Here is a 13,280-nt window from a genome sequence, read left to right on the forward strand (position 1 = left end):
CGTGATCCTACAACAGCTTACCCACTTAAGGTAGCCTGCAGATCCCCCCTTGCCCACGATTTGTCACCAAGCTGTGCCCCCGGTCTCAGGGAGAGATTGCAGGATCAGGGGATGATGACCATGACGGTCACCTCCCCATAGTATCGCCCATCAGCGCCATTACTTGAGGTTAAAGCCCCGCGATTGCAGGAATCCCAGCATGAAAGGGCGGGACTCCTTGCCCAGAATGGCGCGGATCTGTCCGCTCCAGGTCTGCTGCTTGTTATTGCTGCTGCGGGCCTGATAGTAGTCCGCGATCTGCTGATCGTACCGGGCCAGCAGGTCGCGATCCAGCTCGTGCTGGTAGCGCTCCTGATGCACCACCAATCCCCTGGGCAGACGGGGTTTCTGCTCCGGCTGCTGGGCAGGATGACCAAGGCAGAGGCCAAACAGCGGGATCACCTGATGGGGCAAGCCGAGCAGTTCGCTCACCTCGGCCGGATGGTTGCGAATGCCGCCGATATAGACCCCGCCCAGCCCCAGCGACTGCGCCGCCAGCAAGGCGTTTTGCGCCATCAGGGCGCCGTCGATGGCTCCGATCAGCAACTGCTCCGCATAGCCGGTCTGGGCCTCGGGCACGATCTGGGTGTGGCGGTGGTAATCGGCGCAGAACACCAGAAACTCGGCCGCCTGCACCACATAGGGTTGATTGCCCGCCAGCATGGCCAACTGCTGACGCGCCTCGGGCTCGCAGACTCGCACAATACTGGTCACCTGCAAAAAGCTCGAGGTTGAGGCGGACTGGGCGGCGGCGAGAATGGCATCCAGCTGCTGCGGGGCGATCGGCTCGGCAGTGAACTGACGAATGGAGCGATGGGAAAGGATAAGATCGATGGTCTGATTCATGGCACCTCCAAAATGAGGTAACACCATAGCGAAAAAAACGAGGGAGCCCAAGGCTCCCTCGCACACCCAGCTTAAGGGGCCGGATAGACGTAAGGGGCTTGCAACCCGAGCGGGAAGCCAAGCGCCCAGTAGAGCAGCAGGAAAATCGTCCAGCTCACCAGGAAGGCAAGCGAGTACGGCAGCATCATGGAGACCAGAGTACCGATCCCGGTGCTCTTCACATACTGCTGGCAATAGACCACCACCAGCGGGAAGAAGACCATCAGCGGGGTGATGATGTTGGAGGCAGAATCCCCGACCCGATAGGCCGCCTGGGTCAGCTCGGGGGAGATCCCCACCGCCATCAGCATGGGTACCAGGATCGGACTGATCAGCGCCCACTTGGCCGAAGCCGACCCCACCACCAGATTGACGCTGGCGGTGAGCAGGATCATCCCGACGATGGTCACTTCACCGGGCAGCGCCAGCGCATGAAGCACTTCGGCACCGGAGAGGGCCAGCAGGGTGCCCAGGTTGGAGTCACCAAACGCCTTGATAAAGAGCGCGCAGAAGAAGGCCATCACCATGTAGGAGCCCATCTTGTTCATGGTGGCCGACATGGCATCGATCACATCCTTGCCACTCTTGAAGCTGCCTGCGACAAAGCCGTAGACAATCCCGGGCAGGATAAAGAGCAAGAAGATGAGCGGCACGATGGACTTCATCACCGGCGCGGCGAAGGTGGTCAGGGAGCCATCGGCAGCACGCAGCGGTGAATCGCTCGGGGAGAGCGCCAGCGCCAGCAGCACGATAGCCGCCAGCATGGCAAACCCAGCCCAGTTGAAGGCCCGGCTCTCTTGCGCGCTGTAGCGCCCCATCTCGTCGGCACTCTCCAGATCCTCGTTGAGCGCCACGTGCTTGAGGCGCGGCTCCACCACCTTTTCGGTGATGAACCAGCCGACGCAGATGATCAGCAACGAAGAGGCACCGGTAAAGATGATGTTGCACAGGGTGTTGACCATGTAGTCAGGATCGAGCAACTGAGCAGCGGACTGGGTAAAACCCTGCAGCAGCGCATCCCCGCCGGAGGGCAGGAAGTTGGCGGCAAAACCGCCGGAAACGCCGGCAAAGGCAGCGGCGATCCCCGCCAACGGATGGCGTCCGGCAGCGTGGAAGATGATGCCACCGATGGGGATCACCAGCACATAGCCCGCATCTGCGGCGGTGTGGCTGACGATCGCTACCAGGATCAGCATGGGAGTGAGAAAACGGGCAGGCGTCACTTTCAGCAACTTTTTCAGACCGGTATTGATAAAACCGGACTGCTCGGCCACCCCGACCCCGAGCATGGCCACCAGCACGATCCCGAGCGGGGCAAAGCCGGTAAAGGTGGTCACCATGGTGGAGAGAAACTCGGCCAGACCGGCACCGGTCAGCAGGTTGTTGACCACTACCGCTTCCCCGGTACGGGGATTGACCAGATCAAACTGGAATTGTGACAACACCCAGGAGCCGACCCAGACGATCAGCAAGGCGTAGAGGAACAGCATGGCGGGGTCGGGTAATTTGTTCCCGGCTTTCTCGACGCCATTGAGGAAACGGTTCAACCAACCTTTGGGAGGGCTGGCCGGACGGTCATTGACAGCAGCATGACTCATTATTGCGATACTCCTTTCCCTAGAAACGAGGGCGCATGCTAGCAATTCCAGCCAATCCGTCTCATGACCGATCGCAAAAGAATGATTAATTTTGATTAAATATTGCGGAATAAAATCCCAAGTTGTGGCCTAACGCACACTTGTTACTCTGCCATTACGGCATCTAGCAGTGGATAACGCCCAACCTGGCACTCAACCACAAAACCGCTCGCCTCGACTTGCGCCACAGTCAGCGGCTTGCTGAACAGATATCCTTGGAACACATGGCACCCCTGGGTCTGCAGTGCGGCCAGCTCGTGAGGCTCCTCCACCCCTTCGGCCATGATCCCCAACCCCAGATTGGTGGCCATGGCCGCAGTCGCCCGGATCACCGGCAAGTTGAGACCGACCACGAAGGAGCGATCCAGCTTGATGTTGTTGATCGGCAACCGGTTGAGATAGGCCAGCGAGGAGTAGCCGGTACCGAAATCATCGATGGCAATCTTGATCCCCTGCTCGCTCAAATCATCGAGAATGCCGAGACACCCCTTCATATCGAGCATCAACACGGTTTCGGTCAGCTCCAGCGTCAACAGGGAGGCATCCACCCCGTGCAGCTCCAGCTGCTGGCGAACTTGCCCGGGCAGCGCCGACGAGAGCTGGAAACCGGAGAGGTTGACAGAGACCGGCACCCGCTGATGGAAGCGCTTCTGCCAGCTGGCTACCTGTGCCAGCGCGGTGGAGAGCACCCAGCTGCCGATCTCGCGGATCAGCCCCATCTCTTCGGCCAGCGGGATAAATTCCACCGGCGAGACATGGCCGAGCACCGGGTTGTACCAGCGCAGCAGCGCCTCGTAACCGATCAGACGCCGTTTGGCGGCATCGACCTGCGGCTGGTAACAGAGGCTCAGCTCCTGACGGCCGATGGCCTTGGCCAGAAACTGTTTGAGATTGAGCTTGCGCTGCAGGGTCTGCTGCATGCTGGGGGTGAAACGCTGCCAGCGCAGCCGCCCCATCTGCTTGGCCTGATACATGGCCATATCGGCACGGGTGATAAGGTTGTCCCCGTCATCCGCATCATCGGGATAGATGGCGATACCGATACTGCCACCGATGGTCACCTCCGGCAGCCCGCTCAGTTGCAGCGGCTTGGTCATCTGGGAGAGCATCTGATCGGCCACCTCTTGCGCCCGATCCCCCTGATTGCCCAGCGGCACCAGTGCTGTGAATTCATCGCCACCGAGGCGAGCCAGCTCCACATCCCGCGGGCAAATCTGTTTGAGGCGACCGGCGACCCGCTCCAGCAGGCGATCTCCCGCCTTGTGGCCGTAGTTGTCGTTGACCAGCTTGAAGTTGTCCAGATCCATGAACACCAACGCGAAACGCTCCCCCAGCCCGCAATAGGCCTCGAGGGATTTCATCAAGCCATACCGATTGAGCAGGCCGGTCAGGGAGTCGTGCCAGGCGAGGTGGCGATGCTCCAGCTCTTCTAGTTTGCGATCGGTAATATCGCGCATGGTGAGCAGAATGCGGGCCCCCTGCTGGATATAGCGGAACTGATACTGGAACCAGCGCATCCCCTTGAGGGTACGGCACTCCCCCTCGGTCACCACTTCATCGAGACGGGAGAGCTTCTGGTAGAAGCTGTCATCATTGCCGGAGAAAACCTGGGAGAGCTTGGCGATCTGGTGGCCGAAACACATTTCGAAGTGATAGTTGCCACTCTCGAACACACCATGGCTATCGAACAGGCAGGCAAGGGTATCGCCGGTTGCCAGCGAGGACTCCTGATAGAGGGTATCGGAGTCGAGCACCGCTTCGGTCATCATCATCAGCCGGCCAGCCAGTTGAATACCGGAGAGGCGCAGATAGATCTGCTTCTTGACCCCCTTTGGGGAGAGGGTCCACCACTCGTTGTAACTGCGCCCCTGCTGAAAATCACCCAGATAGCGCTGCAGCAGCAGATCGATGGCGGTTGCCATATCGGCAGAGAAGTCGCGGGAGCAGAGTTCGTCGAGAGACGTCGCCTCCCACACGGAGAGCGCGGCGCTGTTTGCCCAGAAAATATGGTGATGCTCGATGTCATAAACCCAGATCGGGGTATGCAGAACATCCATCGTCTTCAGTAACCGTTCGTCAAGCGTATTCATCTGGTCAAGGTCATTCATGCTGGATGGTCACTGGTTAACCGGAAAACAGATCTGGCAAACCGCTAGCTGCAGAATGCAAGGTGCAAATACCTCTCGGCCATTATCCCTTTTCACATAGCCAAGAGCGGACAAAACTATTTCAGATATCAACAACAGGGCAGCCTGTACGGCAATACTACAAAGGACTCAGCCAAGGACCCTGTTAATCCAGGCAAATCATATAGTCGATTTTTAACTTTTTTCCCCAGTAAAAACAAGCACTAAGAGCTATCCACTCGAGACCTTGAAAGAGCAATTGCATATTTGCTGCGACAAATTTGTTATTAACATTTAAATCAATGGTGGAAATAGTCATCACTCTCTGTCACAAAGCTTCCATTAATTAACCAAGCGGATGGATAAACAGCCAAAAAAACGCCAAAACGGACAAAAATAGTTCACTAAGGCGGAATTGATATACCCCAAATTCATTTTTCAACAGGCAATGAGCAAAACCCGAATATATGATCTGCATCACATTGGTTGTAGATGGAAAACCACCCCGGCTGAGTACGCAGAGCAACCCGGCGCCCTTCCATCAGGTTGCAATATCGGCCTTCGCCTGCGGTTATAGCGGAACAAATCAGGGAATATGGCAAGCATCACTGCCGCAGCACCATTTGGCATCGTGCCGGAATAATCACCAGCTCGGGGAAACTGAGATGACGGGCGGGTGGAGAACTGGTATCAACAGAAATCGAATCCAGATCAATTAAACGCTGAATTACCCTTGCCAACCCGGAACGCTCTTTTTATGGTTGCCCCCTTGTTACACCCAGAACAGCGTTTATGAAGCACATCGAAGAGTTCTACCTGTTCGTCAAGGTGGTGCAAGAGGGAGGATTCTCCCACGCTGCAGCCGCACTGGGCATGCCAACAGGCACCATCAGTCGACGCATTTCCCAGCTGGAAGAGCAACTGGGTTGCTCCCTGCTACATCGCTCTACCCGCAAGCTCCGCCTTACCGATGATGGCCTCAGATACTACGAACGTCTCTGCACGCCACTCGCACAAATCGAGCAGGCCACCAGCGAGATCCAGGGTCAAGAGGCCGATATCACAGGGCTTATCCGGATAGCTGCGCCGATCGCGCTCTCCAACACCATCCTCATCGATATGCTGGCCGAATTCGGACTGCACTATCCCGAGGTACAGTTCGATATCACCCAGACCAATGATCACCAGCACCTGTTCGACAATGATCGGGATCTGGTGTTCTTCAACGGTGAGCTGCCCCAGTCGCTGCCCAATGCGATCTGTCTCGGGCATATCGAGTACGGCCTGTTTGCCTCACCACTCTATTTGACCAAAAAGGGCACCCCCTCCCATCCCAACCAGCTGGAAGAGCACGATCTCATCTACTGCTGGCCTCACCAGCACTGGCAACTGACCGACAAGGATGGCCAGAGTGTCTGCATCAAACGCAGCGCCAAACTGACCGTCAACCAGACCCAGGCCGCGGTACGCGCAGCCCGGCGTCATCTGGGGATCGTCAACGCCCCGCTGCACTATCTGAGCAGCTTCCTCCATGACGAGCAGCTGGTGCCGGTACTGACCGACTGGCAAACCGGCAATCGCCCCTTCTACATGTTGTGTTGCCAGCACCAGTTCGCTCCGTTGCGTGTTAAGATGTTCGTTGAATTTGTTGAAAAATACTCAGCACGCTATCGCAATCGGCAGTGGGACAACCAATTTTCACAAGGTGATAGCCTCACCCATTGCATCTGACCGTTAGCGGGCCACACTTATAGCATCCCTTGCCAACAGAGCCTGCCTAACGCCATGAATGTATTGATATGTGATGACTCCGGGTTCGCCCGCAAACAGCTGGCGCGGGCGCTCCCGGCCGACTGGAAAGTCGATTTGCACTACGCAGCCAATGGTCTCGAAGGGATCGAACAGGTGCTGATGGGTCATGGCGATCTCATCTTCCTCGATCTGACCATGCCGGAAATGGACGGTTACGGCGTGCTGGAGACCCTCCAACGGGAGGGTCTACGCAGTAAGGTGATCGTGGTCTCCGGGGATATCCAACCAGAGGCCTATCAACGGGTCATGGGGCTGGGGGCGCTCGATTTCATCAAGAAACCCGCCGCCCCCGAGACCCTGCTCGCCCTGCTCAAAAAGCATGATTTCTGGAGCGCCGCCCCGAGCGGTCAACCAAGCGCCCCCGAGCAGCAGCCAAACGGCGTTGTAGCCGATGCAGGCGTCAAGATCACCCCCGAAATCCGCGATGTCTATCAGGAGCTGGCCAACGTCTCCATGGGTCAGGCAGCCGACTTGCTGGCTCGTCTGCTCAACGCCTTCGTGGTACTGCCTATCCCCAACGTCAACGTGCTGGAGGTCTCCGAGCTGCACATGGCCCTCTCGGCGGCTGCGGATTCGGATACCCTCTCCGCCGTCTGTCAGGGGTTTATCGGAGCGGGGATCGCCGGTGAAGCGCTGATCCTGTTCCATGACTCCAGCTTCAAAGATTTGGCCAAGCTGATGAACCATCAGGGGACGCTGGATCGCACCGCCGAACTGGAGCTGTTGATGGATACCGCCAACGTGCTGATCGGCGCCTTCCTGCGCGGCTACGCCAACCAGCTCGACACCCCCTTCAGTCAGGGGCACCCGGTGGTGCTCGGCCAGCACAGACCCATCAACGAGCTGATCAACACTAACAAGAGTCGCTGGCGCCGCACGCTCGCCATCGAGATCAACTACCGGATCCAGGATTACGCGGTGCAGTGTGATCTGCTGCTGCTGTTTACCGAAGATTCCATCGCCACCATGAACAACAAAATCATGCACATGCTCTAGGAGTGACTATGGAAATCCGTGAATTTCATTGGCTGATGAACATAGTCCAGAACCTGGACGTAGGCCTGGTAGTGCTCGACAAGGAGTACAAGGTACAGGTGTGGAACGGCTTTATGGAGAGCCACAGCGGCCGACTGGCCAGTGACGTGCGCGATGGCGTACTGTTCGAGCTCTTCCCCGATGTGGACAGAGCCTGGTTCGAGCGCAAGGCCAACATGGTCTTCAAGCTCAACAACCGCGCCTTCAGCACCTGGGAGCAGAAGCCCTATCTGCTACGTTTCTCCAACTATCGCCCCATTACCGGCTCTGCCCCCCATATGTTCCAGAACCTGACCCTGGTGCCACTGGCCGATTTCGGCGGTCAAGTAACCCATATCGCGGTGATGATCTACGACGCCACCGATGAGGCCATGCTGATGAGCGGCCAGCGGCAGGCTTGAGCTTGCAGCAAATAACAGAGGGCGCCGCGGCGCCCTCTGTTATTTCGGTATGAACAGGTCTTGGTATAACCTCTACCTCACCAGCCGTCTCAACGCGCTCCGAGATACTCGGTGAAGGCGTCGATCACCTCTTCAATATCGTCATCGTTGATTTGCAGATGGGTCACCAGCCGCAGCTCGCCGTAACCGGAGAAGAGGATCCCCCTCTCCTTCATAAAGGCCAGCAAAGGGGCAGACTCCCCCTCACGCAGCCGCAGGAACACCATGTTGCTCTGCACCAGCGAGAGGTCGAGCTCGATGCCCGGCAGTGCAGCTAACCCTTCGGCCAGCCGTTTGGCACGGCGGTGATCATCGGCCAGGCGGGTCACATGCTGCTCGAGGGCAAACAGACCGGCTTGCGCCAGAATCCCCGCCTGACGCATGCCACCTCCCAGCATCTTGCGTAGGCGGCGCGCACGGGCGATGAAATCGTGGCTGCCCACCAGCAGCGAGCCCACCGGTGCGCCCAACCCCTTGGAGAGACAAATCGAGATGCTATCAAATGGAGCGGCGATCACCTCGACCGGGGTCTCGCTGGCCACGGCGGCGTTAAAAAGCCGTGCGCCATCGAGATGGAGCTTCAAGCCGCGCTCGGCAACAAATGCCCCCATCTCCTGCAGATAGGAGAGCGGCAGCACCTTGCCGTTGTGGGTGTTCTCAAGGCAGATCAGGCGAGTCTGGACGAAGTGGGCATCATCAGGGGCCAGCGCAGCCTTGATATCATCGAATGCCAGCGTGCCATCGCGCTGCATCGGCAAGGGTTGCAGGGCTACGGAGCCCAGCACGGCACTCCCCTGCGCTTCATAGCGATAGATGTGAGCGGCGTTGCCGAGGATGGCCCCCTCACCGCGCTGACAGTGGCTCATCACCGCCAACAGATTGGACATGGTGCCGGACGGCACAAACAGCGCCGCCTGTTTGCCCAGCAATCTGGCACCAAAGGCCTCCAGCGCGTTGACGCCCGGATCTTCACCATAGACATCGTCACCGACTTCGGCGTGGAGCATGGCTTGACGCATGGCGTCAGTAGGCTGGGTGACGGTGTCACTTCGTAAATCGATATAGCGCATGAGATCCCTCCTGAAACAGGAGAGTGACGTTAGCCATGCGCCCCTCGCTTGGCAAGGGGCGCATGAGCAGAATGTGAAGCCAATAGACGTCCATAGAACCCGCAGGCGGGATTTACCAGGGCAGCGGCTGACCGTTGAGATCCAGTAGCTGACCCGATTGGGTCAACGATAACCCCTTGATGAGATTGAGCAGTTTCCCCGCCACCTCGGCAGGATCCTGCAATTGATCCGCGGGCAACTCGCTCAGAAAGGGAGCGTTCATCGGGGAGTCCATCAAGCCGGGCGCTACTGCCACCACCCCTGCTTGCGGGAAACGCTGCGCCCACTCAAGGGCCAGCGTTTTCACCCCCATGTCGAGGGCCGCCTTGCTCATCCGGTAGCTGTAACGTCCCCCCTCCAGATTGGAGGTGATGGAGCCCGCCAGATCGGAGATGGCACAGAGCCACAGCGGATGGTCACTGCCCATCAACCGACTGAAACGGGCAGCCAGCGCCAGTGTTGGCCAGGCATTGGCCAGCAGGCTGTCGCACAGCCACTTGGGGTGCACCTCTTCGACCCGTCGCTCCGGCATAAAGCTGACATCGTGCAACAGGCCGATGGTGTTGATCACCACAGTGGGGAGCGGATCGGTGTCGTAGAGGGTAAACAGGGCGTCGAACGAGATGGCATCCACCTCTTGCAGCGGGAAGAAGGCCCCCATCTCGATCCCTTTTGGATAGGTGCGCCCGGCCAGAAGGAAGGATTCCCCCCTTGCCATCAGCTCTCTTGCCAGCGCCGAGCCCAGCGCACCGCTTCCGAGGATCAAGTAGCTCATCGCCCATTCCATGGAGAGTTATCTTGCTTAGAGCGTATCAGAATAATCAACCGGCCGTGACACGACCAAAGGGTAATATGCCCCTCATCACGCTTCCCCCAGATGGCGACCAAACTCCCGCGCCAGCGCCAAGTCGAGAAAACCGTCCGCTTTCTTGTGGGTGCGCAAAAACTGGTAATAGGCGAGCAGGGTGACCAGTGCCTCCTCATCGGGCAGCCCCACCCCGGGTTGCTGCTCGCCCAGCAGTAGCTGCGCCGCTGCCAGCGCCTCCCTGTCTACCACTTCCGCCTGACGGTAGAGATAACCGCAGCCGGTTGCCAGCCACTCCAGCGAGCAGTTGGCCCCCATGGCGATCTGGTTGGCCCGCGCCAGGCCAGGCTCGGCTCCCTTCAAATATTTGCGGATCAGCGCTTCACTGAGCCCCACCTTGCGGGCAAACGCGCTCACGCTCATCTCCCCGATCAGGCTCTGCAAGCGCTCGGCAAATCCTTCCATCCAACTCTCTCTCCTACTCTGCGATCAGAACCAAAGTTCGAATCATGCCACTGCCCATTATTGCTTTGCCAGCCACATGAGGCCAAGATGCGCGCAGTCATCTATGTTGCACATCGTTTTCGCATCGTGTTTTTCAAGGAGTCAACCATGTCTGTATCCCGTGTCGCCCTGCATCCGCAAGGCCCCACCTTCTCTCGCCTCATCATGGGTTACTGGCGCCTGATGGAGTGGCAGCTCTCTCCGGCCGCTCTGCTCGATCTGATGAAATATCATCTGGATCTGGGGGTCACCACCATCGATCACGCCGATATCTATGGTGGCTACCAGTGCGAAGAGGCCTTTGGTCACGCCCTGCGCCTCGAGCCTTCCCTGCGCAGCCGGATGGAGATCGTCACCAAGTGCGGTATCGCCCTCACCGCCAAGCCGGAGCATGCTCTCAACCACTACAACACCGGCAAGGACCATATCATCGCCAGCGCCGAGGCCTCGCTGCGCAAGCTCGGCACCGACCATCTGGACCTGCTGCTGATCCACCGCCCGGACCCCCTGATGAACGCAGATGAAGTGGCCGACGCCTTTATCACCCTGAAACAGGCGGGCAAGATCAAGCACGCCGGGGTATCCAACTTCACCGCCCGTCAGTTCGAGCTACTGCAATCGCGCCTCCCCTTCCCGCTGGTCACCAACCAGCTGGAGATCTCGCCGCTTCATCAGGAAGGGACACTCGATGGTACCCTGGATCAGTGCCAGCAGCTTGGCATCAAGCCGATGGCCTGGTCATGTCTCGGCGGCGGCCGACTGTTCAGCGATGACGCCTGTGCCCCGCTGCGTGCCGAACTGGAGCAGATCCGTCAGGAAGTGGGCGCCCAGACTATCGAGCAGGTGGTCTACGCCTGGGTAATGATGCTGCCAAGCCAGCCGCTGCCATTGATTGGCTCCGGCAAACGGGAGCGGATTGCTGCCGCCGTGGCCACCGAATCCATCGTCCTCAATCGCCAGCAGTGGTTCCGCATCCGCAAGGCGGCGCTCGGTTACGACGTCCCCTGATAACAGCAAAACGTCCAGAAACAAAAACGGCATGGGGGAAACCCATGCCGTTTTTTTATTGCCGAGGCACCTTAGCGGTGGCGCTGTTGCGGGCGACCACGGGGAGCATCTGTCTTCGGTTTGGCTTGGTTGACGGTGATGGTACGGCCACCGACTTCTGTGCCATGCAGACCAGCGATGGCCTTTTCGGCATCACCATTGACCGGCATTTCAATAAAACCAAACCCCTTTGACTGGCCGGTATCGCGGTCGATGATGATATCAACCTTGTCGACCTGTCCAAACTGGCTGAACAGGGTTTTCAGTTCGTCGGCCGTCATCCGGTACGACAGATTTCCTACGTAAATCTTCATGCCATCCACTCTCGATTCAAGGTGCCTTCTCTATGCAATTCCCAGCATAACGGTAAGGGCACAACCCCTATGCCGGACCTGCCATGGCTTCATGCCGTGGCCTTCTCCACACTGTCGTCAAGTGATTGATCTCTTGGGTTAACAGTGCAGACAAGATCAATTCGAGTCACAGGCAGTATCTGAGCTTTGCCGGGAATTGTCGAGAAAATAGTCGACTCAGGCCGATTGCAGATCTGACAACCGTTGCGCCAGCATCCGGCGACCGTGCCAGGCCCGTTTAAAGCCGAAGCGATAGACAGACGGGCTCACCAGATGGAGCTCCCCCGCATTGAGATCCAGCAAGGCCATGGCCGCCGCCAGCTCCTCTTCACTCAATTGCAGATCGAGGCTGAAGTCGAGCCACTGGCCGTCGTGACCCACTCGCCGCTCTCGTTCGAGCGCCACCAACTGACTGCGGGGCAGTGCCAGCGCTTCATCCTTGTTGCCATTGAGCAAATAGATATGCTGTTCATCCCACCCCAGCTCCGCCAGGCGCCAGGGCTGCCAGCTGCGGGGCAGCGACACCATGATCCCGGTGATGCCACCAAAGACCACGCCCACCCAGTTGAGCAGCGCCATGGCGCCCCAACCATCCCACAAGGAGGCCGCCACCACGCCCCAACTCACCAGCAACAACAGAAAAATGACGCAGCGATAGCGAACCGCTGGCGGCATCAACAGCTGCACCTGGGAACCGGCAAGCAAGGATGTAATACGCATGAAAAGCTCCTGTCATCACGAAATGGCGCCATTGTGAATAGCCATCAGGATGCTGACAAGGGGGTTTTCTTTGTCATCCCCCTATAAAATCAATACCATGGCGTAAATGATTCTCAGTGGAACCCACTTCTTGACCAGTTCGCAACCCTGTGTGCGCTTTTGTGGCGTCGACAAATTCTATGGCGACTTTCAGGCTCTTCATCACATCGATCTCACCATTGAACGGGGAGAGAAGTGGGTCATCTGTGGCCCGTCAGGCTCGGGAAAATCAACCCTGATCCGCACCATCAACGGGCTGGAGGGGATCGACGACGGCCAGCTGTTCCTGTTTGGCGAGCAGGTGACCCCTTCCTACCTGCGCCGCCTGCAAGGTCGGGTTGGCATGGTGTTTCAGCAATTCAACCTCTTCCCCCATATGACGGTGCTGGAAAACCTGATGGTGGCGCCGGTGCATACCCTGGGGTTGCGCCCTCAGGAGGCCAAAGCCCGGGCGCTCGGGCTGCTCGAGCGGGTGCGCATTCAGGCACAGGCCGACAAGTACCCTCACCAGCTCTCCGGCGGCCAGCAGCAGCGGGTCGCCATCGCCCGCTCCCTCTGCATGCAACCCGAGCTGATGCTGTTTGACGAGCCCACCTCCGCCCTCGACCCCGAGATGATCCGCGAAGTGCTCGATGTGATCCGCGAGCTGGCTGACGAGGGGATGACCCTGATCTGCGTCACCCACGAGATGGGCTTTGCCCGTCAGGTGGCGGATCGGGTGCTCTTTAT

13 protein-coding genes are annotated in these 13,280 nt (G+C 58.5%); 5 read left to right on the top strand and 8 right to left on the bottom strand.

What is annotated here, in order from left to right; translation table 11 throughout:
• Window positions 1-159: 159 nt before the first annotated feature.
• From nfsA to BN1139_RS03025, 3 genes are all read right to left on the bottom strand, one after another.
• Window positions 160-885: an oxygen-insensitive NADPH nitroreductase gene (gene nfsA, locus BN1139_RS03015; RefSeq protein ID WP_005351148.1), complete on the bottom strand. Its 726-nt coding sequence runs from the start codon at window positions 883-885 to the stop codon at window positions 160-162.
• Between the two features lie 71 nt (window positions 886-956).
• Window positions 957-2,522, bottom strand: coding sequence for an AbgT family transporter (locus tag BN1139_RS03020; RefSeq protein ID WP_005351146.1), 1,566 nt, complete (start codon window positions 2,520-2,522; stop codon window positions 957-959).
• A 143-nt stretch (window positions 2,523-2,665) separates the two neighbouring features.
• Window positions 2,666-4,618: a putative bifunctional diguanylate cyclase/phosphodiesterase gene (locus BN1139_RS03025; RefSeq protein ID WP_013723827.1), complete on the bottom strand. Its 1,953-nt coding sequence runs from the start codon at window positions 4,616-4,618 to the stop codon at window positions 2,666-2,668.
• Window positions 4,619-5,479: 861 nt separating this feature from the next.
• Between BN1139_RS03025 and BN1139_RS03030 the strand changes: the two genes are divergently transcribed.
• Genes BN1139_RS03030 through BN1139_RS03040 form a run of 3 tightly spaced genes read left to right on the top strand, consistent with a single transcriptional unit; the run spans window position 5,480 to window position 7,935 of the window.
• Complete coding sequence (locus BN1139_RS03030) at window positions 5,480-6,418, top strand: LysR family transcriptional regulator (RefSeq protein ID WP_005337171.1); 939 nt, start codon at window positions 5,480-5,482, stop codon at window positions 6,416-6,418.
• A 54-nt stretch (window positions 6,419-6,472) separates the two neighbouring features.
• Window positions 6,473-7,495 (top strand): response regulator, encoded by a 1,023-nt coding sequence (locus BN1139_RS03035; protein ID WP_005351143.1) that lies wholly within the window; start codon window positions 6,473-6,475, stop codon window positions 7,493-7,495.
• An 8-nt stretch (window positions 7,496-7,503) separates the two neighbouring features.
• Window positions 7,504-7,935, top strand: coding sequence for a PAS domain-containing protein (locus BN1139_RS03040; RefSeq protein WP_005337175.1), 432 nt, complete (start codon window positions 7,504-7,506; stop codon window positions 7,933-7,935).
• An 89-nt stretch (window positions 7,936-8,024) separates the two neighbouring features.
• Here BN1139_RS03040 and ltaE read toward each other — a convergent pair whose 3' ends face one another.
• From ltaE to BN1139_RS03055, 3 genes are all read right to left on the bottom strand, one after another.
• Window positions 8,025-9,044 (bottom strand): low-specificity L-threonine aldolase, encoded by a 1,020-nt coding sequence (gene ltaE / locus BN1139_RS03045; RefSeq protein WP_005351141.1) that lies wholly within the window; start codon window positions 9,042-9,044, stop codon window positions 8,025-8,027.
• Window positions 9,045-9,156: 112 nt separating this feature from the next.
• Window positions 9,157-9,858 carry a Rossmann-fold NAD(P)-binding domain-containing protein gene (locus BN1139_RS03050; RefSeq protein ID WP_005351139.1) on the bottom strand — a complete coding sequence of 234 codons (702 nt, stop codon included), beginning with the start codon at window positions 9,856-9,858 and terminating at the stop codon, window positions 9,157-9,159.
• A gap of 87 nt (window positions 9,859-9,945) precedes the next feature.
• Window positions 9,946-10,353, bottom strand: coding sequence for a helix-turn-helix domain-containing protein (locus BN1139_RS03055; protein WP_005351138.1), 408 nt, complete (start codon window positions 10,351-10,353; stop codon window positions 9,946-9,948).
• Window positions 10,354-10,500: 147 nt separating this feature from the next.
• On the opposite strand from BN1139_RS03055, the gene BN1139_RS03060 reads away from it, so the two are divergent.
• On the top strand, window positions 10,501-11,400 hold the full coding sequence (locus BN1139_RS03060) for an aldo/keto reductase (protein ID WP_041202761.1): 900 nt from the start codon (window positions 10,501-10,503) through the stop codon (window positions 11,398-11,400).
• 71 nt (window positions 11,401-11,471) lie between these two features.
• Here the strand turns inward: BN1139_RS03060 and BN1139_RS03065 are convergent, their stop codons facing one another.
• On the bottom strand, window positions 11,472-11,753 hold the full coding sequence (locus tag BN1139_RS03065) for an RNA recognition motif domain-containing protein (RefSeq protein ID WP_005337180.1): 282 nt from the start codon (window positions 11,751-11,753) through the stop codon (window positions 11,472-11,474).
• A gap of 216 nt (window positions 11,754-11,969) precedes the next feature.
• Window positions 11,970-12,512 carry a hypothetical protein gene (locus BN1139_RS03070; RefSeq protein ID WP_005351136.1) on the bottom strand — a complete coding sequence of 181 codons (543 nt, stop codon included), beginning with the start codon at window positions 12,510-12,512 and terminating at the stop codon, window positions 11,970-11,972.
• Between the two features lie 106 nt (window positions 12,513-12,618).
• Here BN1139_RS03070 and BN1139_RS03075 point away from each other — a divergent pair.
• Window positions 12,619-13,280: amino acid ABC transporter ATP-binding protein (locus BN1139_RS03075; RefSeq protein WP_041980159.1), on the top strand; the 662-nt coding region annotated here is incomplete at its 3' end.

It is taken from the genome of Aeromonas veronii bv. veronii, from assembly GCF_000820225.1.
GTDB lineage: Bacteria > Pseudomonadota > Gammaproteobacteria > Enterobacterales > Aeromonadaceae > Aeromonas > Aeromonas veronii.

Excerpts from the sequence above, each read along its gene's own strand:
- nfsA (WP_005351148.1), bottom strand. The coding sequence starts at position 885 with ATGAATCAGACCATCGATCTTATCCTTTCCCATCGCTCCATTCGTCAG.
- BN1139_RS03020 (WP_005351146.1), bottom strand. The coding sequence starts at position 2,522 with ATGAGTCATGCTGCTGTCAATGACCGTCCGGCCAGCCCTCCCAAAGGT.
- BN1139_RS03025 (WP_013723827.1), bottom strand. The coding sequence starts at position 4,618 with ATGGATGTTCTGCATACCCCGATCTGGGTTTATGACATCGAGCATCAC.
- BN1139_RS03030 (WP_005337171.1), top strand. The coding sequence starts at position 5,480 with ATGAAGCACATCGAAGAGTTCTACCTGTTCGTCAAGGTGGTGCAAGAG.
- BN1139_RS03035 (WP_005351143.1), top strand. The coding sequence starts at position 6,473 with ATGAATGTATTGATATGTGATGACTCCGGGTTCGCCCGCAAACAGCTG.
- BN1139_RS03040 (WP_005337175.1), top strand. The coding sequence starts at position 7,504 with ATGGAAATCCGTGAATTTCATTGGCTGATGAACATAGTCCAGAACCTG.
- ltaE (WP_005351141.1), bottom strand. The coding sequence starts at position 9,044 with ATGCGCTATATCGATTTACGAAGTGACACCGTCACCCAGCCTACTGAC.
- BN1139_RS03050 (WP_005351139.1), bottom strand. The coding sequence starts at position 9,858 with ATGAGCTACTTGATCCTCGGAAGCGGTGCGCTGGGCTCGGCGCTGGCA.
- BN1139_RS03055 (WP_005351138.1), bottom strand. The coding sequence starts at position 10,353 with ATGGAAGGATTTGCCGAGCGCTTGCAGAGCCTGATCGGGGAGATGAGC.
- BN1139_RS03060 (WP_041202761.1), top strand. The coding sequence starts at position 10,501 with ATGTCTGTATCCCGTGTCGCCCTGCATCCGCAAGGCCCCACCTTCTCT.
- BN1139_RS03065 (WP_005337180.1), bottom strand. The coding sequence starts at position 11,753 with ATGAAGATTTACGTAGGAAATCTGTCGTACCGGATGACGGCCGACGAA.
- BN1139_RS03070 (WP_005351136.1), bottom strand. The coding sequence starts at position 12,512 with ATGCGTATTACATCCTTGCTTGCCGGTTCCCAGGTGCAGCTGTTGATG.